Origin of the sequence: Pseudomonas sp. MPB03 (genome assembly GCF_046605385.1) — a bacterium.
GTDB classification, from domain to species: domain Bacteria; phylum Pseudomonadota; class Gammaproteobacteria; order Pseudomonadales; family Pseudomonadaceae; genus Aquipseudomonas; species Aquipseudomonas zanjanensis.
On record NZ_CP176770.1, the window covers coordinates 5,517,504 to 5,539,154 of the forward strand.

The following is a 21,651-nucleotide window of genomic DNA, read 5'->3' on the forward strand; positions in this document are numbered from 1 at the left end:
GGTAACGGAGGCTTCCACCATGCTTATCGGCGTCTTGCTGGTCATCACCTGGCTCATCCTGCTGTTGCGCTACCCGGCCAAGGCCTTGCCGGTCTCCCTCGCGGCGTTCATCGGGCTGGGACTGGTCGCTGTGTGGGTGCTCTGGCAGGAGAGTCGCGAGACCCGGCAACTGGAGCGCCTGGAACTGCGCCTCAGCTATGCCCCCGGACAGTGCCCCGCCGACCGGCCGCTGTCCCTGACCCTGAAGAACAACAACGACGTGCCGCTGCTGGAACTGCGCTGGCGGGTCGCGGCCTATGCACCTGGCGACACCATCAACCTGGCCGACAGCCCCTACGACGCACCACGCTACCGTGGCCCTGGCGACTTGCAGGCCGGCGCCGACTGGCAGGACTGCCTGCCCCTGCCGCCCCTGCGTCCGGGTTATCGCCCGCAAACCCTGGAGTTTCGCGCCGAGCGCTTGCACGGCAGCTTCTCCAACTGATTGCCTCCCCCCTTTTTTGCACAAGGAACGCGCCATGCCTGTTGCGTTGATCACCGGATGTTCCAGCGGCATTGGCCGCGCCCTCGCAGAAGCCTTCAAGGCCGCGGGTTATCAGGTCTGGGCCACGGCGCGCAAGGCTGAGGACGTGGCGACACTCGCCACGGCCGGGTTCACCGCCGTGCAACTGGACGTCAACGACGGCCAGGCGCTGGAGCGGTTGAGCGAACGGATCAACCAACAGCAGGGTGGCCTGGATGTGCTGGTCAACAATGCCGGCTACGGCGCCATGGGCCCGCTGCTGGATGGTGGCGTGCCGGCCATGCAACGTCAGTTCGAAACCAACGTGTTCGCCATCGTCGGGGTCACCCGGGCGCTGTTTCCGGTATTGCGTCGGGCCCGGGGGCTGGTGGTGAACATCGGCAGCGTGTCCGGGGTGCTGGTCACGCCGTTTGCCGGCGCCTACTGCGCCTCGAAGGCGGCGGTGCATGCCCTGAGCGATGCCTTGCGCATGGAACTGGCGCCGTTCGGCATCCGCGTGATGGAGGTCCAGCCTGGCGCGATCGCCTCCAGCTTCGCCAAGAATGCCGGCCACGAAGCCGAACAATTGATCAGCGAGCAATCGCCCTGGTGGCCCCTGCGCGAGGGCATCCGCGCCCGGGCCAAGGCGTCCCAGGACAACCCGACCCCGGCCCACGAATTCGCCGCCGCGCTGCTCAAGGCCGTACAACAACCCAAGCCGCCCCGCCTGCTGCGACTGGGCAATGGCAGCCGGGCGTTGCCGTTGATGGCTGGTTTGTTGCCAAAAGGGTTGCTGGAGAAGGGGTTGATGAAGCGGTTTGGGTTGGGCAAATCGCTGTAATCATCGCGAACTTGGCTTCTTGGCTTCTTGGCTGTTGTGGCTAGAGTTCCGGGGGCAACCGGAAAAAAGTGGGAGCGAGCTTGCTCGCGATGACGGTGGCATAGCCAACATCAGTGCAAGCTGGACCACCGCTTTCGCGAGCAAGCTCGCTCCCACAGGGACCTGGGGGTGAACACAACATTCATGCCCAGCGAAGATCGGATGTGGGAGCGAGCTTGCTCGCGATGGCGGCGGCATAGCCAACATCAGTTCAAGCTGGACCACGGCTATCGCGAGCAAGCTCGCTCCCACAGGTTTTTTTGGCTCACCATCACCCACAAGCAAGCCACTGGTCTCAACGCTTGTCGCGTGGTTCTACCACCACCGTGCAGGTCATCCCCGCCGCCAGCAGCACGCCGTCCGGCACCTCATCCAGATGAATGCGCACCGGCACCCGCTGGGCCAGGCGCACCCAGTTGAAGGTCGGGTTGACATCGGCGATCAGCTCGCGGCTTTCGGGGTTGTCGCGGTCGTAGATACCACGGGAGATGCTGTCCACATGCCCCTTGAGCACCTCTCCGCTCATCAACTGTAACTGCGCCGAATCGCCGACCCGCACCTTGGGCAACTTGGTCTCTTCGAAGAAGCCATAGACCCAGAACGAATGCATGTCCACCACGGCCATCTTCGCCTCACCGATGCGCGCATAGTCGCCACGGTGGACGTTGAGGTTAGTGACGTAGCCGTCCACCGCTGCGCGAACCTCGGTACGGGACAGGTTCAATTCGGCGGCTTCCAATTGCGCCTGGGCCTGCTGGTAATCGGCCAGGGCCGAGTCGGCGATGTTGCTGGCGTCGTCGCGATTTTCGCGGGAGATCACCAGGCTGTCCAGGTCGGCACGCCGATGGGCGTTGACCTTGCGCATTTCCCAAGTGGCCTTGCGCGACGCCACCAGGGAGCGCGCCTGCTTCACCGCGATGCGGTAATGCTCGGGGTCGATGCGCATCAGCAGGTCGCCCTTTTTCACCAACTGGTTGTCGCCCACCGGCACCTCGACCACCTCGCCGCTGACATCGGCGGCCACGTTGATGATGTCGGCCCGCACCCGGCCATCGCGGGTCCAGGGCGTGTTCATGTAATGGACCCACAGCGTACGGCCAATCCACAAGGCCAGACCCAGCACCAGCAGCGTCGCCAGCAGGCTGAAGAACTTTTTCATCGCATCGATCTCAACGGTAGACCGTCAGCGCCAGCGCGCCGAACAGACAAGTGAACAGACTCAGGCGCAACAACGCCGGGTGCCAGAAGAAGCGGTACAAATCCACCCCCGACAGGAAACGGTCCAAGGCCCAGGCCAGGCCGGCGGCGATGAAAAACATCAGGGTCATGGTGGGCATGTACACGCCATGGAAGGCGATCTCACGGGGCATGTTCAGGTTCCTGGGGAAGCGTGGCAGGCGGTATGACATAGCCGGCCAACGGCGATTGCGGGTCCAGCAGCGAGGTGCGGATGAAATGCAGGTAGCTTTTCACCCGACGCAGGGCCGAGGTGTCGAAATGCGGGGCGAAGGGTTCGTCGGTGGCCTGCACACGGCCAATGGCGTGGTCCACCGCCACCAGGGCACGCTCCAGATTGCTCGGGTTCGGTTGGCGGAACAGCCGCACCAGCGCCCGCCCCATCACCCGGATCGCCTGGCGCCACGGCTGGCTTTGTGCATAGGCCGGGTGCACCGGCAGGATCGCCTGTTCCTTGCGCAGTTCGATGATCGCGTGGCCGACTTCCAGCACCACGAACATCCAGCGCAGCAAGTCCCGTTGCACCCGAGGCTGCCCCGCCGCCAGCCCGTAGGCCTGATGCAGCAAGTCGCGGCTACGGCTCTCGAAACCCGAGGCCAGGCCCTTGAGCTTGCCACTGATGGCAAACACCACTTGCTCGCGCAGGTCCTGTTCCAGTCGGCGCCATAGCCAGCGGCTGTTGGGCGGCAGAATAATCGCCCCGGCCGCGGCGCACACCAGCATGCCGAGGATCATCGCGATGTAATCGTTGATGAAGGCGTAGGGGTTGTAGACCGTCAGGTTGTCCGGCACCGAGCCGGTGCAGAAAAAGATCAGTAGCCCCAGCCCGACCCCGGCGTATTGGGGGCGCGAACTGAGGAACGAGCCCAGCATGATCACCGGTGCCAGCATCATGCAGAGCAGCGGGAAACCATCGATCAACGGGAAGACGAAGAACATCTCGACGAAGCCGATCAACGCCCCGGCCAACGTGCCGCAGGCCATCTGGAAGGCCATGCGCTTGGGGTTAGGCGTCGCGGCCGACAAGCCCACCGTGGCGGCAGCGATCATCGTCATGGTTGCGCCGCTCGGCCAGGCGGTGGCGACCCAGTAGCCGCCCAGCAACAACAGGATGAAAGCAGCGCGAACCCCCGACGCCGTGGCGGCCAGCCAGTTGGTCTGCGGCACGAACGGCTCGTCCCAGCGTTCACGGTCATGGCGATGCTCGGCCAGGGACGCGTGGGTCTGAGCGTAGCCATGCAGGTCGTCGACGAAGCGATACAGCAGTTCATAGGCGGTATGGAAATCCAGCCGTTGCCCGTCGCTCGGCGCGGTGTCCTGGAAAACCGCCCGCAGCCGCCGCACCTGGGCCGGCAAATCGGCCTTGTACTCAGCCAGCGCCGCAGATAGACGGGCCGCATCGCCGTCGGTCAGGGCCCGGCCACTGAAGCCGTCCAACCGTTCGGCCAGGGTTTGCAAACCAGGCTTGATGGCATTGACGACATGACCCGCCGCGCTGCTGCGCAAGCGCTCAAGCAACTGGTGCAAGGCGTTGAAGCGAGTGGTGATGCCCATGAACTCGCTGTTCAAGCGACTGAGCCGACCGTTGCGCCGGCGCATGTGCGGGTCTTCGAACACGGTCACGCTACGCAGGCTTTCCAGGCCCACGGCCTCGGCAATGAAGCTCACGTTGCGCGCCTCGAACGCCTCTCGCTGGCTGCGTCCACGCAGGCCGTCGGTGACAAACAGGGCAAACACCCCGAAGCGCTGGTACAAGGCATTGCGCATGGCGGCACTGGCGGTTTGCGGCAGGATCGCGGCACTGACCAGGGTGGCGCAAAGAATCCCCAGGGAAATCTCCAGCACCCGCCAGACCGCCGCCATGAATGCACCTTCCGGATGGGCCAGGGCCGGCAGGCCGATCATCGCCGCGGTATAACCGGCCAGCACGAAACCATAGGCGCGGAAATTGCGATAACGCGCCGCCCCCGCCGAACAAAGGCCGACCCAGATCGCCAGGCAAACGAGGAATGGCCCAGTGTTCTGGGCAAACAAGGCGATCAGCGCCACCATCACCGCCGAGCCGGCCAGGGTGCCGAGGAAACGATAGAAACTCTTGGCGAACACCTGCCCACTCTGGGGTTGCATGACAATGAACACGGTAATCATGGCCGTGCGTGGTTGTGGCAATTCCAGGCGCATCGCCAGCCATAAGGTCAGGAACGCGGCCAACAGGACCTTGAAGATATAGACCCAGGTCACCCCGTCGCTACGGGCCCAGTCGAAAAAACCACGGCGCCATTCGAGACGGTACAGCCAGCGGGCAGGGGCGAATAAAGACATCACAATAGAACGACTCAGCATTGTGGCGAGGGAGCTTGCTCCCGCTTGGGTGCGCAGCACCCACTTTGCGGCGCGATTGGAGGGGCTGCTGCGCAGCCCAGCGGGAGCAAGCTCCCTCGCCACAGGGTATGGCCCGAGTCAGGACTGTCGTTGCCGGCCTCAAGCCCGCCACCCAGCGCCGTCACCAGATCGGCATGGGCACTCAACCGGGCCGCCTGCACCTGCTGTTGCACCTGTTGCTGTTTGAACAACAGGCCTTGGGCGTTGAGCACGTTGAGGTAGTCGGTGAGCCCGCGCTGGAACGCCACCCTTGCGATCTCGTAGGTGCGCTGGGCGGCAGCCACCGATTCAGCCGCGAAGACCTGTTGCTTGTCCAGGGACTGGCGGCGGATCAACTGATCGGAAATGCCCTTGAGGGCATTCACCAGTGTCTGGTTGTAGTGCGCCACGGCGATGTCATAACCGGCGGCCGCCTCGCCCAATTGCGAACGCAGGCGCCCGCCGTCGAAAATCGGCAAAGTGATCGCCGGCCCGACGTTGTAGGTGAGTTTCTTGCCGGTCAGGAACTCCAGCGCCCCACCCCCGGTGGCCATGTAGCCGAGGCTCCCCACCAGATCGACGTTGGGATAAAAACCGGCCCGGGCCACATCGATGCCCCGGGCCTGGGCCGCCACTTGCCAACGCCCGGCCACCACATCCGGCCGCTGGCCAAGCAGTTCGGCGGGCAAAGCCGACGGCAGCTTCAAGGGCGCGCCGAGGACCAGGGTCGGGCGCTGCAACGGCGCGCCTGCGCCCGGCCCTTTGCCTGCCAGCGCCGCCAACTGATTGCGGCTCAAGGCGATGGCTTCGTCGAGGGCGTCGAGTTGGCGATGGGTCTCGGGCAGGGGCGCCTGGGCCTGGCTGACTTCAAACTGGGTGCCGATGCCGCCGTCCAGACGCTTTTGCGCCAGAGCGAGAATCTGCTCTTGTTGATGAAGCGTCGCGGCGACGATATCGCGCTGGGCATAGTGCAGTGAAAACTGGATGTAGGCGCGCACGATGTTGCTCTGCAACTCCAGTTGCGCCTGTCGTGCTTCAGCGACGCTCACGTGGGCCAAATCAACCGCCCGTTCGCTGGCATTACGCTCACGGCCCCACAGGTCCAGGGCGTAGCTCAAGCCCAGGGAAGCCTGGTTGTCCCAGGTCGTGGTGTCAGCCAACTCGCCCGGGCCGTAGAACTGATCGGTAGGCCAGTCATGGCGCTTGAGGGTCGCCTGGCCATTGATCTGCAGCGACTCGGCGGCTTCGGCAACACCGGCCATGGCCTTGGCCTGGCGCACCCGGGCGGCGGCCATGGCCAGGCTCGGGCTGCCCTGCACCGCCAGGTCGATCCAGCGATCCAATTGCCGATCACCGTAGGCTTGCCACCATTGGCCGGCGGGCCAGTGGGCATCGCGGGCGGCCTCGCGGATGGCGGCATCGGTTACCAGTTGGTTGGCCGGCACTACCTGGCCGTGTGGCGCAATGCCGCCTGTGCCGATGCAACCGCTGATGGTTAATGTCAGAACCCAAACACTGAGAGTCTTCAGCTCTCTGCTGATGCAACGCGGCACTGGCGCAAAATTCCTGAGAGGGGCACAACGACGAGGGTGGCTGTAACGCAAAATCTGTGGGAGCGAGCTTGCTCGCGATGGCGTCCGGACATTCACCTCAAAGGTTGAAGGTAATGGCCTCATCGCGAGCAAGCTCGCTCCCACAGGTGTTCGCCAAGGCCGGCTCCTGCTTTGGCGGCAATTCTATGCATCGCCCTCCCCGGCGATAAGCCGACCTTTCTGCGAATCTTTGTTACCGTTAACGCGATAATCCATTAGTCGGGTCCCGCATCTCTGTAACTTCATGTCACAATTTGCCACCTCCCAAGAGAGCCCTCCATGGACACCTTGCAAAACATGCGCGCGTTCAGCTGTGTGGCCGAAGCCGGCAGTTTCACCGCCGCCGCCGCGCAATTGGATACCACCACAGCCAACGTCTCGCGTGCGGTTTCCAACCTGGAAGCCCACCTGCAAACCCGTCTGCTCAACCGCACCACCCGACGCATTGCGTTGACCGAGGCGGGTAAACGCTACTTGCTGCGTTGCGAGCAGATCCTGGCGTATGTCGAAGAAGCGGAAGCCGAGGCCAGCGACGCCCATGCGCGACCGGCCGGGCAGTTGAAGGTCCACACCATGACCGGCATCGGCCAGCATTTCGTGATCGACGCCATCGCCCGCTACCGCAAGACTCATCCGGACGTGACCTTCGACCTGACCCTGGCCAACCGCGTGCCGGACATCCTCGACGAGGGCTACGACGTCTCCATCGTGCTCGCCAGCGAACTGCCGGATTCGGGCTTCGTTTCCCAACGCCTGGGAATCACCTACAGCATCGTCTGCGCGTCGCCCGCCTACGTGAAAGCCAGCGGCTGCCCGCAAAAACCCAGCGATCTGCTCAACCACGCCTGCCTGCGCCTGGTCAGCCCGGTCATTCCGCTGGAAAAATGGGTGTTCGACGGCCCGGAAGGCCAAGAGATGGTCACCATCAACAGCTCACCGTTCCTGGTGAATTCCGCCGATGCGATGAAAACCGCGATCACCAGTGGCATGGGCGTGGGGGTGCTGCCGGTGTACGCCGCCATCGAAGGCTTGCGCAACGGCACGCTGGTGCGGGTCATGCCCAACTACCGCTCCCAGGAACTGAACCTCTACGCCATCTACCCGTCGCGCCAATACCTGGACGCGAAGATCAAGACCTGGGTCGAATACCTGCGCGGCTCGTTGCCGGAAATCCTCGCGGCGCACCAGGCTGAACTGACGGCTTACGAATTGAGTGGCAGCCTGGCGGGCACACGGGTCGCGAACTGAAGTCGTGCCCCGTGCTCGAAGGATGACTTCAGCGCTTGCCCATTGAACGGCGCGTTCCAGGAGGCGCGGCGCCCGGAGTCTTGGTGTGGCCATTCTTTGCGCCATTCTTGTACCACGGCTGCTGGCCGGCGCCCTTGGCCGCAGCCAGTTCACCGGGTTTGAACGGGAATTTGAAGGCGGGGATCGCCGCTTTCACGTCCTCGCTGTTGGAAACATCGCTGTCCGTCTGGCCGGACGGTTCGCCTTGCGAGCGTTCGTCCGCGGGCGATGGTATTGAGGAAGTCATTTGAATTATTCACTTGAGTAGGACAACAAACCCGTGGCGAGGGAGCTTGCTCCCGCTTGAGTGCGAAGCGCTCACAGGGATGGGGCCGCTTCGCAGCCCAGCGGGAGCAAGCTCCCTCGCCACAATTCAGTATGCCGGGCTCGGTAGGCGAGCCGCGAAAGGCGGCAGTATACCTGCCCGATATCCCGGCGCGCAGGCCAGTTTCATCCAACACGAACCACCGCCATCACGAGCAGGCTCGCTCCCACATTCAATCTTCAGTGGGCACAAAACTGATATCCAACACAGAGCCACTGTGGGAGCCGAGCTTGCTCGCGATGGGGCCAGCAAGCCCAACATCCATTCGTCCGACAGCAATCCAGGACAAAACTGACACGCCTGTCAGTTAGCCGTCACCTTCCTGACCGGCTCGCAACGCTATATAAGAAAGCTCAAACTCCTGCGTCCCGAACCGGCCCTTCATATCCATGCGCACCCAGAAGAAAACTATCCTGCTTGTCATGCTGTTGGTCGCCCTGGCGGCCCTGGCCCTCTGGTATGTGCTCAAGCCCGTGGCCGCCAAGCCCGGCGCCCCCGCCGCCGTTCCGGTACGGGCCGTCAGCGTGGTGCAAAAGGATGTGCCGCGCTTTGCCAGCGGCATCGGTACGGTCCTGTCGCTGCACAGCGTGGTGATCCGGCCGCAGATCGACGGCATCCTCACCCGGCTTCTGGTCAAGGAAGGGCAACGGGTCAAGAAGGGTGACCTGCTGGCGACCATCGATGACCGCTCGATCCGCGCCAGCCTCGACCAGGCCCGGGCCCAGCTCGGCGAGAGCCAGGCGCAGTTGGCGGTGGCCCAGGTCAACCTCAAGCGCTACAAGTTGCTGAGCGTCGATGACGGCGTCTCGAAGCAGACCTATGACCAGCAACAGGCCCTGGTCAACCAGCTCAAGGCGACCGCCCAGGGCAACCAGGCGGCCATCGACTCGGCACAGGTGCAACTGTCCTACACCCAGATCCGCTCCCCGGTGAGCGGGCGCGTCGGCATTCGCAACGTAGACGAAGGCAACTTCCTGCGCACCAGCGATGCCGAAGGCCTGTTCACGGTGACCCAGATCGACCCGATCGCGGTGGAGTTCTCCCTGCCCCAACAAATGCTGCCGACCTTGCAACGGTTGATCGCCGCCCCTGAGCAAGCCTTGGTCAAGGCCTACATCGGTGCCGATGGCGCCACCGGGGAGCTGCTCGGCGAGGGGCGCCTGAGCCTCATCGATAACCAGATCAACGCCAACACCGGAACCCTGCGGGCCAAGGCCGAATTCAACAACGCCGCGCAACGACTGTGGCCTGGGCAACTGGTGACGCTGAAAATCCAGACGGCCATCGACAAGGACGCCCTGGTGGTGCCGCCCACCGTGGTCCAGCGCGGCCTGGAGCAACACTTCGTGTACCGGATCAAGGGCGACATGGTCGAGAGCGTGCCGGTGACGATGGTTTACCAGGACAGCGACCTGCACATCATCAAGGGGGTCAACGCCGGCGACCAACTGGTGAGCGACGGCCAGTCACGGCTCAAGCCGGGCAGCCACATCCAGGTGCTCAGTGATCCGCCCGCCCTGGCCAAGACTGTGGAGCCGCAACCATGAAGGGCCGCGGCTCGGTTTCGGCGTGGTGCATCGACCACCCCATCGCCACGGTACTGCTGACATTTGCCCTGGTATTGCTGGGGGTGATCGCGTTTCCTCGCCTGCCCGTCGCGCCGTTGCCGGAGGCGGAGTTCCCGACCATCCAGGTCAACGCCCAGTTGCCCGGGGCCAGTCCCGAAACCATGGCGTCGTCGGTGGCGACGCCGCTGGAAGTGCAATTCAGCGCCATTCCCGGCATCACCCAAATGACGTCCAGCAGTGCCCTGGGCTCGACCAACCTGATCCTGCAATTCAGCCTCGATAAAAGCATCGACACCGCCGCCCAGGAAGTGCAGGCCGCCATCAACACCGCCGCCGGCAAACTGCCCAACGACATGCCGAACCTGCCGACCTGGCGCAAGGTCAACCCCGCGGACAGCCCGGTGCTGATCCTCAGCATCAGCTCCAGCCTGATGCCCGGCACCGAACTGAGCGACTACGTCGAAACCCTGCTCTCCCGCCAGATCAGCCAGATCGACGGCGTCGGACAAATCTACATCACCGGCCAGCAACGCCCGGCGATCCGCGTCCAGGCCTCGGCCGACCGGCTCGCGGCCATCGGCCTGACCCTCGCGGACATTCGCCTGGCGCTGCAACAGGCCAGCCTCAACCTGGCCAAGGGCGCGCTGTACGGCGAGTCGAGCATTTCCACCCTGTCCACCAACGACCAGTTGTTCCAACCTGCCGAGTATGGCGAGCTGATCGTGTCCTACCGGGACGGGGCACCGGTACACCTCAAGGACATCGCCAAGGTGGTCAACGGCTCGGAGAACGCCTACGTCCAGGCCTGGTCCGACAACGAGCCGGGGGTCAACCTGGTGATCTTCCGGCAACCGGGGGCGAACATCGTCGAGACCGTCGACCGCATCCAGGCGGCCCTGCCCACCTTGCAAGCGATGTTGCCCGCCGCGGTGCAGGTCAAAGTGTTGATCGACCGCACCCAGACCATCCGCGCCTCGTTGCATGAAGTGGAGATCACCTTGCTGATCGCGGTGCTGCTGGTGGTGGCGGTAATGGCGTTGTTCCTACGCCAGCTCTCGGCGACGTTGATCGTCTCGGCGGTGCTGGGGGTGTCGCTGATCGCCAGTTTCGCCTTGATGTACGTGATGGGGTTCAGCTTGAACAACCTGACCCTGGTGGCGATTGTCATCTCGGTGGGGTTCGTGGTGGACGATGCAATCGTGGTGGTGGAGAACATCCACCGGCACCTGGAGGCCGGCGATGGCATGCGCGAGGCGGCGATCAAGGGGGCCGGCGAGATTGGCTTCACCGTGGTCTCCATCAGTTTCTCGCTGATCGCCGCGTTCATTCCGCTGCTGTTCATGGGCGGCGTGGTCGGGCGTCTGTTCAAGGAGTTTGCCCTGACCGCCACCTCGACCATCCTGATTTCGGTGGTGGTGTCCCTCACATTGGCGCCGACCCTGGCCGCGCTGTTCATGCGTGCCCCGGTGCACCACGCCCATGGCTCGCCAGGGTTCGGCGAACGCTTGCTGGGCTGGTATGAACGCGGCCTGCGTCGGGCCCTCGCCCATCAAAAACTGATGATCGGCGTGTTCGGCCTGACCCTGGCACTGGCGGTGGTGGGCTATGTGTTCATTCCCAAGGGTTTTTTCCCGGTACAGGACACCGGCCTGGTGCTGGGCACCAGCGAAGCCGCCGCCGATGTGTCGTTCCCTGACATGGTGGCCAAGCACAAGGCCCTGGCCGAGATCGTCGCCGCCGACCCGGCGGTGCAGACCTTCTCCCACTCCGTCGGTGTCTCGGGCAACAACCAGACCATCGCCAACGGCCGCTTCTGGATCGCCCTCAAGCCCCGGGGCGAGCGTGACGTGTCGGCCAGTGGCTTCATCGACCGGATCCGCCCGCAATTGTTGAAAATCCCTGGCGTGGTGCTGTACCTCAGGGCCGGGCAGGACATCAACCTCAGCTCCGGCCCCAGTCGCGCCCAGTACCAATACGTGCTCAAGAGCAACGACGGGCCGAGCCTCAACGCCTGGACGCAAAAACTCACCGACAAGCTGCGCGGCAACCCGGCGTTCCGCGACATCTCCAACGACCTGCAACTGGGCGGCAGCATCACCCACATCAACATCGACCGCAGCGCGGCGGCGCGTTTCGGCCTCACCGCCACCGATGTCGACCAAGCCCTGTACGACGCCTTCGGCCAGCGGCAGATCAATGAATTCCAGACCGAGACCAACCAGTACAACGTGATCCTGGAGCTCGACACCGCGCAGCGGGGCAAGGCCGAAAGCCTGGCATATTTCTACCTGCGTTCGCCCTTGAGCGGGGAAATGGTGCCGCTCTCGGCCCTGGCCCGCTTCGATGCGCCGAGCAACGGCCCGCTGTCCATTGCCCACGACGGCATGTTCCCGGCCGCCAACCTGTCGTTCAACCTGGCGCCCGGCGTGGCCTTGGGAGACGCGGTGCGCCTGCTCGACCAGGCGAAGAACGAAATCGGCATGCCCGCCGCCATCACCGGTAATTTCCAGGGCGCGGCCCAGGCTTTCCAAAGTTCGCTGGCAAGCCAGCCATGGCTGATCCTCGCCGCGCTGGTGGCCGTCTACATCATCCTCGGCGTGCTCTACGAGAGTTTCGTACACCCGTTGACGATCATTTCTACCCTGCCCTCGGCTGGCCTCGGCGCGCTGATCATGCTCTGGCTGCTGGGCCAGGACTTTTCGATCATGGCGCTGATCGGGCTGGTGCTGCTGATCGGGATCGTCAAGAAGAACGGCATCCTGATGATCGACTTCGCCCTCGACGCCCAACGCAACAGAGGGCTGGCGCCCCAGGAGGCGATTTTCCAGGCGTGCCTGACACGCTTCCGTCCGATCATGATGACCACCCTGGCCGCCCTGCTCGGTGCGCTGCCGCTGATGCTCGGCTATGGCGCCGGCGCGGAACTGCGCCAGCCCCTGGGCATCGCGGTGGTGGGCGGCCTGCTGGTGAGCCAGGCGCTGACGCTGTTCACCACACCGGTCATATACTTGTGGCTCGAGCGCCTGTTCCATCGGCCTGCCCATCAGCCAGGGTCGGCGCCGACGGCGGCGCTGGCAAGCACAGACCACTGAGGCGGAGCCATGCGCGTTCTGATCATCGAAGACGAAGAAAAAACCGCGGACTACCTGCACCGCGGCCTGACCGAACAGGGCTATACCGTGGACGTGGCGCCGGACGGCATCGAGGGGCTGCACCTGGCCCTGGAAACCGACTATGCGGTGATCGTGCTCGACGTGATGCTGCCGGGCCTGGACGGCTTCGGCGTGCTCCGGGCCTTGCGCGCCCGCAAGCAGACGCCGGTGATCATGCTCACCGCCCGGGAACGGGTCGAGGACCGCATCAAGGGGCTGCGCGACGGCGCCGACGACTACCTGGGCAAGCCCTTTTCTTTCCTGGAACTGGTGGCCCGCCTGCAAGCCCTGACCCGCCGCAGTGGCGGCCATGAACCAGTGCAGGTGAGCATCGCCGACCTGTGGATCGATCTGATCAGCCGCAAGGCCACACGCGCCGGCCAGCGCCTGGACCTGACCGCCAAGGAGTTCTCCCTGCTCAGTGTCCTGGCCCGCCGCCAGGGCGAAATCCTTTCGAAGACCGCCATTGCCGAAATGGTCTGGGACATCAACTTCGACAGTGACGCCAACGTGGTGGAAGTGGCGATCAAACGCTTGCGGGCCAAGCTCGACGGGCCATTCGAGCAGAAGTTGCTGCACACCATTCGCGGCATGGGTTATGTGCTGGAGAATCGCGGCAATGAAATTGCCTGACAGCATCGCCCTGCGCCTCAGCGGCCTGTTCACGCTGGTGGCGGCATTGGTGTTCCTGTTGATCGGTGGCGCTTTGTATCAACAAGTCGCCAAAGGCCTGGGCCTGTTGCCCGAAGCCGAGCTCGATGCCCGCTACAGTGTCCTGGAGTCTACTGTCGGTCGCTATGGCACGCCTGAACACTGGGTGAAGATCAACAACAAGCTGCGATTGCTCGGCGAGGAAGACAAGCGCATCCATTTCTGGATCGTCAGTGACGATCCGCGCTTTGAGTACGGCGATCCCGATGGGCAGATCCGCACCTTTGCCCAAGGTCCCCTGGGTAAACGCGACCTGACGTTGCCCCATCGACACTATCCGATGAAAGTCCTGGTGAGCCAGTTCCCGGCCAAGGACCAACGCCCGCCGCTGCGCTTCATGATTGGCATCGACACCGAGACCTTCTACCAGACCCAGCATCGCCTGTTGGTGGCGCTGGTGAGCCTGGCGATTGTCGGCGTGCTCCTGGCTTCGTTGCTGGGCTATTGGGTCGCGCGCATCGGCCTCAAGCCGCTGATCAAGCTTTCCGATGAAGCCCAACGCCTGACCCCGCCCCGCCTGTCCGGGCGCTTGCAACTGTCGCCCTTGCCGCCGGAACTGAACCAGTTCGTCAGTTCCTTCAACGCCACTCTGGACCGGGTCGAACAGGCTTACTCACGGTTGGAGTCGTTCAACGCCGACGTCGCCCATGAACTGCGCTCGCCATTGACCAACCTGATCGGCCAGACCCAGGTGGCGCTGACCCGCGGACGCTCGGCCGAACATTACTTCGAAGTGCTGCAATCGAATCTCGAGGAGTTGGAGCGGCTGCGCTCGATCATCAACGACATGCTGTTCCTGGCCAGCGCCGACCAGGGCAGCAAGGCCACCAAGTTGACCAGCACCTCCCTGGCCAGCGAAGTGGCAACCACCCTAGATTACCTGGACTTCATTCTGGAGGACGCCCAGGTCCAGGTCCGGGTCAGCGGCGATGCCCAGGCCAACATCGAGATCGCCCACCTGCGCCGGGCGCTGATCAACCTGCTGAGCAACGCCGTGCAGCACACGGCGCCCGGTCAAGTGATCGATGTGCGCATCGAAGCCCTTGGCGAGCAGATCTGCCTCGCCGTCACCAACCCCGGCGACCCGATTGCCGGCGAACACCTGCCGCGCCTGTTCGAACGCTTCTATCGCGTCGATGCCTCGCGCAGCAACAGCGGCGCCAACCATGGGCTGGGGCTGGCCATCGTCAAGGCCATCGCACTGATGCATGGTGGCGATGTTTTTGTGCACAGCGACCAGGGCGCCAACACGTTCGGGATCCGCTTGCCAGCCTGACACCGCCACAAGGTCCGGTGTTTTCCAGTTGAATGCTGGGCGAAAGCCAACTGAATCAAAATCAACAGATCGCCACCTTCGGCAGCGCGTACCAGATATTGCGCAAACACTGATTGCCCGCTCTCATCGATCCAAGCACAATCAGCAAAAGGCCAGCATCTGGTTCATTTGCCGGTTTGCAATCCTTTGGGACGGATCCCAACCCTATGACAATGCAGACATTCGGAACCATGAGCGCGCGCAGTGCGACACCCGGCAACACCCCGTCTTCGATACGTTCGGAACGGGTACTCGTACTGGCCAGCTCGCTGGTTGTCATTGCCATCCTGAGTATCGTGACGTTCCTGTTGATTCGCGAACACGCGACGGCCCAGCAGGCGGCCACACGCGCGGCGAACAATATCGTGCAACTGATCGATGCCGACGTGCTGCGCAACGTCGAACTCTACGACCTTTCGCTACAAGGCTTGATCGCCACGGCAAAACGCGACGACCTGAAAGACGTTTCGCCAACGATCCGCCACCTGGCCCTGTTCGACCGCGCCACCACCGTTCCCTATAAAGGCGACATCCTGCTGCTCGACAAGCGGGGCGATGTGATCGCCGATTCCGCCTCGGTCGAACCGCGCAAAGGCAACTACGCCGACCGGGAGTATTTCCAGTCCCATGTCCAGAACCCGACTCCGGACATGATGATCAGTCGCCCGTTCCGTTCCAGGAGTGCCACCAAGGATTGGCGCATCAGCTTCAGCTATCGACTGAGCGATGACCAGGGCGAGTTCATGGGCGTGGCCGAAGCCGCGATGCGCCTGAACTACTTCAGCCAGTTGTTCAAGAGCCTGAACATCGGCCATGGGACGGTCAACCTGGTCAGCCGCGATGGAATCCTGCTGGCCCAGGAACCGCCCCTGGCTGACGACATGATTGGCAAGGACTTCAGCAACCGACCGAATTTCGTACGTATCCTGCGCGAGGGCAACGGCAGTTTTACCAGCATATCCAGTGTCGATCAGACACAGCGCCTATACACCTTTTCCCAGGTAGGCAACCTGCCACTGATCGTCGTGGTAGCGCTCTCCTCCCGAGAGGTCTTCGCGTCCTGGCAGCGCACGGCATTGCTGGTCAGTGGCGCCACCGGTGCGCTGTGCATCGGTTTGCTCTGGCTCACCTGGCTGCTGCGCCGGGAATTGCGCCGCCGCCACAATGCCGAACGGGAACTGGCACAACTGGCCTCTACCGACGCCCTCACAGGCCTGGCCAACCGGCGAACCCTGGACGAAACGTTGCAGCAGGAGTGGTTGCGTGCGCAACGTTCGGGTCAACCGTTGTCTGTGTTGATGATCGATGCCGATCACTTCAAGGCGTTCAACGATCGCCATGGTCATCAACAGGGTGACGAGGCCCTGCGGGCCTTGGCGCAGTTGATCGGCCAGCATGTGCGACGCCCCGCCGACCTGGCGGCGCGTTATGGCGGTGAAGAGTTCTCGGTGATTCTGCCGGAGACCACCACTGCGGGCGCCTTTACCATGGCCCAGAACATTCGCGACGCGGTTGAACAATTACCGCCGGTGTCCGAGGGGGGAGCACCCATGACGGTAAGTATTGGCATCGCTACTTGGCTGAATGGGCCATATGGTGAGCTTTCGCAACTTTTGTTCGCTGCGGATAAGGCGCTGTACCAGGCGAAGGCCAGTGGGCGAAATCGTGTGGTTTGTGCGATGTAAAGCCGTTTTTTGGGGGCTGGTTCTTGAGGGGACCGCGTTCCTCCTGTGGGAGCTCTGTGTTGGGCATAAATTTTGTGCCCACTGAAGATTGAATGTGGGAGCGAGCCTGCTCGCGAAGGCGGTGCTTCAGTCGGCAAACATGTTGGATGTGCGGGCCTCATCGCGAGCAAGCTCGCTCCCACATGGGTGCTGTGTTGGATATGAATTTTGTGTCCGCTGAAAACCGAGTGTGGGAGCGAGCTTGCTCGCGATGGCGGTACTTCAGTCGGCAAACATGTTGGATGTGCCGGCCTCATCGCGAGCAAGCTCGCTCCCACAGGGGTTCTGGGTTGGATATGAATTTTGTGTCCACTGAAGACCGAATGTGGGAGCGAGCTTGCTCGCGAAGGCGGTGCTTCAGTCGGCAAACATGTTGGATGTGCCGGCCTCATCGCGAGCAAGCTCGGGGAGGACGTTGATCTCGGGCGCCCCGTTAGTTACCACAGCAACGGAACACACACCAAAAAGATACACACCCAAAAGCAACCATAAAAAAAGGCCACCCAAAGGCAGCCTTCAAAAACTAGAGAGGTTTTTTTGCTTACACGGCCGCGACAGGACGCATGTAAGAGATTGGTGCGGTGCTGGCGTCTTCGAACGTCACGACTTCCCAAGCATCTTTCTGCTCAATCAACTTGCGCAGCAGCTGGTTGTTCAGTGCGTGGCCGGACTTGAAGCCCTTGAACTCACCAATCAAGCTATTGCCCAGCAGGTAGAGGTCGCCGATTGCATCGAGGATCTTGTGCTTGACGAATTCGTCTTCATAGCGAAGACCGTCTTCGTTCAATACACCATCGGAATCGACCACGATCGCGTTTTCAACACTGCCGCCGAGTGCGAGGTTGTGCTTGCGCAGGTACTCGATATCACTCATGAAACCAAAGGTACGGGCGCGGCTGACTTCTTTCACGAACGAAGTGCTGGAAAAATCCACGCTTGCACTCTGGGTGCGGTCACGGAAAACCGGGTGATCGAAATCGATCTCGAAGCTCACCTTGAAACCCTCGAAAGGGACGAAAGTGGCGCGCTTGTCGCCGTCTTCCACTGTCACTTCCCGCAGGATGCGGATGAACTTCTTGGCTGCGTCCTGCTCTTCCAGGCCAGCCGATTGAATCAGGAATACAAAGGGTCCGGCGCTGCCATCCATGATCGGGACTTCGGACGCGGAGAGCTCGACGTAGGCGTTATCGATGCCCAGGCCAGCCATGGCCGAGAGCAAATGCTCCACCGTGTCCACTTTGACGTCACCGTTGACCAGTGTGGTCGACATAGTGGTTTCACCAACGTTTTCCGCGCGAGCAGGAATCTGCACCACAGGGTCGAGGTCGGCACGACAAAACACGATGCCGGTGTCGACAGGCGCGGGCTTGAGGGTCAGGTAGACCTTCTCGCCGGAGTGCAGACCGACACCTGTGGCACGGATAATATTCTTCAGGGTGCGTTGTTTAATCATGGCATGGGCCGCTTCAGCGCAAATTGCGAACTGGTATCAACAAAGGCTGGCGATGATAGCAGACCAGACCTTTGCTGAACACCAATCACCTGTATCCCCCTGATACATTTCATCAATCGGCCTGACGACGCAGGAAAGCCGGGATGTCCAGGTAATCCAGATCGTCTTGCGGATTCATCTTCGCGGCAGTCGCAGCACCGGCCTGGGCCTGGTTGCGCATGACGGTCGGACGGTCCAGGTCACGGTAGTTCACCGCAGGCGCTTCCTGACGCGAAGCCGCTTGTTGTTGCGGTTGCGAAGCCATGGAAGTGTGAACGGTGTTGTCGATGACCTTCACGGGCTTCTCGATTTTCGCGCCCAGGCCCGTGGCAACCACGGTCACGTGCAACTCGTCGCGCATGTCCGGATCGATAACGGTACCGACCTTGACCATCGCGTGCTCGGAAGCGAAGGCTTCGATGATGCTACCCACGTCGGAGTACTCACCCAGGGACAGGTCAGGACCGGCGGTGATGTTCACCAGGATGCCGCGTGCACCTTGCAGGTTCACGTCTTCGAGCAACGGGTTGCGAATGGCCGCTTCGGTGGCCTCGCGTGCACGGTTCGGACCGCTGGCGCAGCCAGTGCCCATCATCGCCATGCCCATTTCGCTCATAACTGTCCGTACGTCGGCAAAGTCGACGTTGATCATGCCTGGACGCTTGATGATGTCGGAGATACCGCGAACGGCACCGGCCAGTACGTCGTCAGCCTTGGCGAAAGCCGACAGCAGGCTTGCATCTTTACCCAGGATGGTCAGCAGCTTCTCGTTGGGAATGGTGATCAACGAGTCAACGCTTTCAGACAGCAGACGGATACCTTCGTCGGCGATCTGCATACGCTTGCGGCCTTCGAACGGGAACGGACGAGTCACCACCGCAACGGTGAGGATCCCCATTTCCTTGGCCACTTCGGCGATGATCGGTGCAGCACCAGTACCGGTACCGCCGCCCATGCCGGTGGTGATGAACACCATGTTGGTGCCTTGCAGGACTTCAGCGATGCGCTCACGGTCTTCGAGCGCGGCCTGACGACCGACTTCCGGGTTGGCGCCGGCGCCGAGGCCTTTGGTTACGCCAGTGCCCAATTGCAGGATGGTCCGCGCGCCGATGGATTTCAGCGCCTGGGCATCAGTGTTGGCGCAGATGAACTCGACGCCTTCGATGTTGCTCTTGACCATGTGGTTGACAGCGTTGCCGCCGCCACCGCCGACACCGATTACTTTGATAACCGGGCTAGCGGGGATGTTGTCTACGAGTTCGAACATGTTCCCTCTCCTTTCATTCTCTAGTTTTTTCGCCTACTGCGTTTGCCGCGTCTTCCAGCGCCAAGCCTGAAACCTGCCGCGTGAAGCTTTGAAACTGTTAGAAGTTGCCCTTGACCCAAGCCTGGAGACGCTCGAACAGCGGTGCCTTAGGCTCGTCGCTGCTGTAGCTGTCGCGACTGCCAATGCCCGAGAACGAGATCCCGTCGGACTGTTTTTGCAGGCCGTACATCAACAGGCCCACGCCGGTGGAATAGATCGGGTTACGGACCACGTCATCCAGGCCCTTGACGCCATGGGGCACGCCCAGGCGCACCGGCATGTGGAAAATCTCCTCGGCCAGCTCGACCGCGCCTTCCATCTTCGACGTACCGCCGGTCAGCACGATGCCGGCCGGGATCAGGTCTTCGTAGCCACTGCGACGCAGTTCGGCCTGGATCAGCGTGAACAGCTCGTCGTAACGCGGCTCGACCACTTCGGCCAGGGCCTGGCGCGACAGTTCGCGCGGTGGACGGTCGCCGACGCTTGGCACCTTGATGGTTTCACCGGCACCGGCCAGTTTCGCCAGGGCACAGGCGTAGCGGATCTTGATTTCCTCGGCGTACTGGGTCGGGGTGCGCAACGCCATGGCGATGTCGTTGGTCACCTGGTCGCCGGCAATCGGGATCACGGCCGTGTGGCGGATCGCGCCTTCGGTGAAGATCGCGATGTCAGTGGTGCCGCCGCCGATGTCCACCAGGCACACGCCCAGCTCTTTCTCGTCGTCGGTCAGCACCGAGTAGGCCGAGGCCAGTTGCTCGAGGATGATGTCGTCGATTTCCAGGCCGCAGCGGCGCACGCACTTCTCGATGTTCTGCGCGGCGTTCACCGCGCAGGTCACCACGTGGACCTTGGCTTCCAGGCGCACGCCGGACATGCCCAGGGGCTCGCGCACGCCTTCCTGGTTATCGATCACGTAATCCTGCGGCAAGGTGTGCAGCACCCGCTGGTCGGCCGGGATTGCCACGGCCTGGGCCGCGTCGAGAACGCGCTCGAGGTCGGCGGAGCTGACTTCGCGATCACGAATCGCCACGATGCCGTGGGAGTTCAGGCTGCGGATGTGATTGCCCGCCACGCCGACGAACGCCGAGTGGATCCGGCAACCGGCCATCAGTTGCGCCTCTTCGATGGCGCGCTGGATCGATTGCACGGTGGACTCGATGTTCACCACCACGCCTTTCTTCAAGCCGCGGGACGGGTGTGTACCGATCCCGACGATGACCAGCGTGCCGTCGTCCGCGACTTCGCCTACCAGCGCCACCACTTTGGAAGTGCCGATATCGAGACCGACGATCATTTTCCCGCTTTGCACGTTTGCCATGGGTCCTGCCTCTTCTTAATTCTTCGCGACGGCGGGTTCGGCCGTCGTCGGCGCTACAGGTTCCCGCCAGCCAACAGCCAGGCCGTTGGCGTAGCGCAGATCGATGCGCGCAATGTTCGTAATCTGTTCTTTGAGCGTCTTGTCATAGATGGCGATGAAGCGGCGCATCTTTTCCACCAGGTTGCCGCGACCGAGCAACAGCTCGATGCCCGGCCCCGAGCTGCCCGCGCCAGTGGTCAGGAACCAACTGCCGCGCTCACGCAACTCCAGGCGCGCGATGGAGAAGCCCAACGGCCGCAACATCTGACTCAACACCTGGTATTGCTGCATGACTTGCTGCTGGGCCCGCTGTGGGCCGAACAGTTGTGGCAAATGTTCATAGTTGGCCAGTTCCCGCGGCGTAAACGCCTGGCCCTGGTTGTTCAACAGCGACTCGTCGCCCCAACGGGCCACCGGCAGCTGTTCTTCCAGGCGAATCGACACCTGGTCGGGCCACACCCGCCGGACTTCGGCGTGGGCGATCCAGGGCATCTGCTCCAGCTCCGTGCGCATGCCCGCCAGGTCGATGGTGAAGAAGCTCGACGCGACGAACGGGGCGATCCGCTGCTGCACCGCCTGCTGGCTGATGTAGCTCAGGTCGCCCTGGACGTTGATCCGGGCGATTGGCCGGTCGGCATACGGCAACAACCGTTGCGCGCCTTCATACGTACCGAACCCCAGCGCAACCAGCATCACTGGCCAGAACAGGCTCTTGAGAAAGCCAAAATTGGCTTTCGGCAAGCGCGCCGACATCGGCTCTTTGGCCACCATTCGGCTGGCACCCCGCGGCACCGGCTTGCGACCGGGTGCGGATGGCTGATGACGAAGCGATGCGCCTTGCAT

17 protein-coding genes are annotated in these 21,651 nt (G+C 62.7%); 8 read left to right on the forward strand and 9 right to left on the reverse strand.

The annotated features are described in order from the left end of the window. Positions 1 to 19: 19 nt before the first annotated feature. Both ACLH0I_RS23900 and ACLH0I_RS23905 read left to right on the forward strand, forming a co-directional pair. Positions 20 to 484, forward strand: a complete 465-nt coding sequence (locus ACLH0I_RS23900) for a multidrug transporter (RefSeq protein WP_411385560.1) — start codon at positions 20 to 22, stop codon at positions 482 to 484. Positions 485 to 518: 34 nt separating this feature from the next. Then, on the forward strand, positions 519 to 1,343 hold the full coding sequence (locus ACLH0I_RS23905) for an SDR family oxidoreductase (protein ID WP_411385561.1): 825 nt from the start codon (positions 519 to 521) through the stop codon (positions 1,341 to 1,343). Positions 1,344 to 1,677: 334 nt separating this feature from the next. Here the strand turns inward: ACLH0I_RS23905 and ACLH0I_RS23910 are convergent, their stop codons facing one another. Genes ACLH0I_RS23910 through ACLH0I_RS23925 form a run of 4 tightly spaced genes read right to left on the reverse strand, consistent with a single transcriptional unit; the run spans position 1,678 to position 6,532 of the window. Then, positions 1,678 to 2,541 (reverse strand): HlyD family secretion protein, encoded by an 864-nt coding sequence (locus tag ACLH0I_RS23910; protein WP_250962871.1) that lies wholly within the window; start codon positions 2,539 to 2,541, stop codon positions 1,678 to 1,680. Positions 2,542 to 2,551: 10 nt separating this feature from the next. Continuing rightward, positions 2,552 to 2,752 (reverse strand): DUF1656 domain-containing protein, encoded by a 201-nt coding sequence (locus ACLH0I_RS23915; protein ID WP_250962872.1) that lies wholly within the window; start codon positions 2,750 to 2,752, stop codon positions 2,552 to 2,554. Then, a complete protein-coding gene (locus ACLH0I_RS23920) occupies positions 2,742 to 4,943 on the reverse strand; it encodes an FUSC family protein (protein WP_250962873.1) in 2,202 nt (733 codons plus the stop codon). Before ACLH0I_RS23920 ends, ACLH0I_RS23915 begins: the two co-directional genes overlap by 11 nt. A gap of 11 nt (positions 4,944 to 4,954) precedes the next feature. Then, on the reverse strand, positions 4,955 to 6,532 hold the full coding sequence (locus ACLH0I_RS23925) for an efflux transporter outer membrane subunit (protein WP_411385562.1): 1,578 nt from the start codon (positions 6,530 to 6,532) through the stop codon (positions 4,955 to 4,957). A gap of 318 nt (positions 6,533 to 6,850) precedes the next feature. Here ACLH0I_RS23925 and ACLH0I_RS23930 point away from each other — a divergent pair, with 318 nt between their 5' ends. Continuing rightward, the gene (locus tag ACLH0I_RS23930) at positions 6,851 to 7,819 is read left to right on the forward strand and encodes a LysR family transcriptional regulator (protein ID WP_186705135.1); all 969 of its coding nucleotides are present in this window, start codon (positions 6,851 to 6,853) and stop codon (positions 7,817 to 7,819) included. A 28-nt stretch (positions 7,820 to 7,847) separates the two neighbouring features. Here ACLH0I_RS23930 and ACLH0I_RS23935 read toward each other — a convergent pair whose 3' ends face one another. After that, positions 7,848 to 8,105 (reverse strand): hypothetical protein, encoded by a 258-nt coding sequence (locus ACLH0I_RS23935; RefSeq protein WP_250962875.1) that lies wholly within the window; start codon positions 8,103 to 8,105, stop codon positions 7,848 to 7,850. A gap of 467 nt (positions 8,106 to 8,572) precedes the next feature. Here ACLH0I_RS23935 and ACLH0I_RS23940 point away from each other — a divergent pair, with 467 nt between their 5' ends. From ACLH0I_RS23940 to ACLH0I_RS23960, 5 genes are all read left to right on the forward strand, one after another. Further along, positions 8,573 to 9,730, forward strand: a complete 1,158-nt coding sequence (locus tag ACLH0I_RS23940; RefSeq protein WP_250962876.1) for an efflux RND transporter periplasmic adaptor subunit — start codon at positions 8,573 to 8,575, stop codon at positions 9,728 to 9,730. Then, positions 9,727 to 12,843: a multidrug efflux RND transporter permease subunit gene (locus tag ACLH0I_RS23945; protein WP_411385563.1), complete on the forward strand. Its 3,117-nt coding sequence runs from the start codon at positions 9,727 to 9,729 to the stop codon at positions 12,841 to 12,843. Before ACLH0I_RS23940 ends, ACLH0I_RS23945 begins: the two co-directional genes overlap by 4 nt. Positions 12,844 to 12,852: 9 nt before the next feature. Continuing rightward, positions 12,853 to 13,536, forward strand: a complete 684-nt coding sequence (locus ACLH0I_RS23950; RefSeq protein ID WP_186705131.1) for a heavy metal response regulator transcription factor — start codon at positions 12,853 to 12,855, stop codon at positions 13,534 to 13,536. Then, on the forward strand, positions 13,523 to 14,890 hold the full coding sequence (locus ACLH0I_RS23955; protein WP_186705130.1) for a heavy metal sensor histidine kinase: 1,368 nt from the start codon (positions 13,523 to 13,525) through the stop codon (positions 14,888 to 14,890). The genes ACLH0I_RS23950 and ACLH0I_RS23955 overlap by 14 nt, the downstream gene beginning before the upstream one ends. A 230-nt stretch (positions 14,891 to 15,120) precedes the next feature. Beyond that, positions 15,121 to 16,614 carry a sensor domain-containing diguanylate cyclase gene (locus tag ACLH0I_RS23960; RefSeq protein ID WP_411387552.1) on the forward strand — a complete coding sequence of 498 codons (1,494 nt, stop codon included), beginning with the start codon at positions 15,121 to 15,123 and terminating at the stop codon, positions 16,612 to 16,614. Positions 16,615 to 17,194: 580 nt separating this feature from the next. Here ACLH0I_RS23960 and lpxC read toward each other — a convergent pair. The 4 genes from lpxC to ACLH0I_RS23980 form a co-directional block, all read right to left on the reverse strand. After that, entirely contained in the window at positions 17,195 to 18,106 is a 912-nt protein-coding gene (gene lpxC / locus ACLH0I_RS23965; protein ID WP_095106092.1) for a UDP-3-O-acyl-N-acetylglucosamine deacetylase, read from the reverse strand. A 112-nt stretch (positions 18,107 to 18,218) separates the two neighbouring features. Beyond that, positions 18,219 to 19,412, reverse strand: a complete 1,194-nt coding sequence (ftsZ, locus tag ACLH0I_RS23970) for a cell division protein FtsZ (RefSeq protein ID WP_411385564.1) — start codon at positions 19,410 to 19,412, stop codon at positions 18,219 to 18,221. A gap of 97 nt (positions 19,413 to 19,509) precedes the next feature. Next, positions 19,510 to 20,769 carry a cell division protein FtsA gene (gene ftsA, locus ACLH0I_RS23975; RefSeq protein ID WP_003205342.1) on the reverse strand — a complete coding sequence of 420 codons (1,260 nt, stop codon included), beginning with the start codon at positions 20,767 to 20,769 and terminating at the stop codon, positions 19,510 to 19,512. Between the two features lie 15 nt (positions 20,770 to 20,784). After that, a complete protein-coding gene (locus ACLH0I_RS23980) occupies positions 20,785 to 21,651 on the reverse strand; it encodes a cell division protein FtsQ/DivIB (RefSeq protein ID WP_186705128.1) in 867 nt (288 codons plus the stop codon).

What these genes read in the sequence shown, in the direction of transcription:
- ACLH0I_RS23900 (WP_411385560.1), top strand. Translation starts at nt 20, where the DNA reads ATGCTTATCGGCGTCTTGCTGGTCATCACCTGGCTCATCCTGCTGTTG.
- ACLH0I_RS23905 (WP_411385561.1), top strand. Translation starts at nt 519, where the DNA reads ATGCCTGTTGCGTTGATCACCGGATGTTCCAGCGGCATTGGCCGCGCC.
- ACLH0I_RS23910 (WP_250962871.1), bottom strand. Translation starts at nt 2,541, where the DNA reads ATGAAAAAGTTCTTCAGCCTGCTGGCGACGCTGCTGGTGCTGGGTCTG.
- ACLH0I_RS23915 (WP_250962872.1), bottom strand. Translation starts at nt 2,752, where the DNA reads ATGCCCCGTGAGATCGCCTTCCATGGCGTGTACATGCCCACCATGACC.
- ACLH0I_RS23930 (WP_186705135.1), top strand. Translation starts at nt 6,851, where the DNA reads ATGGACACCTTGCAAAACATGCGCGCGTTCAGCTGTGTGGCCGAAGCC.
- ACLH0I_RS23935 (WP_250962875.1), bottom strand. Translation starts at nt 8,105, where the DNA reads ATGACTTCCTCAATACCATCGCCCGCGGACGAACGCTCGCAAGGCGAA.
- ACLH0I_RS23940 (WP_250962876.1), top strand. Translation starts at nt 8,573, where the DNA reads ATGCGCACCCAGAAGAAAACTATCCTGCTTGTCATGCTGTTGGTCGCC.
- ACLH0I_RS23945 (WP_411385563.1), top strand. Translation starts at nt 9,727, where the DNA reads ATGAAGGGCCGCGGCTCGGTTTCGGCGTGGTGCATCGACCACCCCATC.
- ACLH0I_RS23950 (WP_186705131.1), top strand. Translation starts at nt 12,853, where the DNA reads ATGCGCGTTCTGATCATCGAAGACGAAGAAAAAACCGCGGACTACCTG.
- ACLH0I_RS23955 (WP_186705130.1), top strand. Translation starts at nt 13,523, where the DNA reads ATGAAATTGCCTGACAGCATCGCCCTGCGCCTCAGCGGCCTGTTCACG.
- ACLH0I_RS23960 (WP_411387552.1), top strand. Translation starts at nt 15,121, where the DNA reads ATGAGCGCGCGCAGTGCGACACCCGGCAACACCCCGTCTTCGATACGT.
- lpxC (WP_095106092.1), bottom strand. Translation starts at nt 18,106, where the DNA reads ATGATTAAACAACGCACCCTGAAGAATATTATCCGTGCCACAGGTGTC.
- ftsZ (WP_411385564.1), bottom strand. Translation starts at nt 19,412, where the DNA reads ATGTTCGAACTCGTAGACAACATCCCCGCTAGCCCGGTTATCAAAGTA.
- ftsA (WP_003205342.1), bottom strand. Translation starts at nt 20,769, where the DNA reads ATGGCAAACGTGCAAAGCGGGAAAATGATCGTCGGTCTCGATATCGGC.
- ACLH0I_RS23980 (WP_186705128.1), bottom strand. Translation starts at nt 21,651, where the DNA reads ATGCAAGGCGCATCGCTTCGTCATCAGCCATCCGCACCCGGTCGCAAG.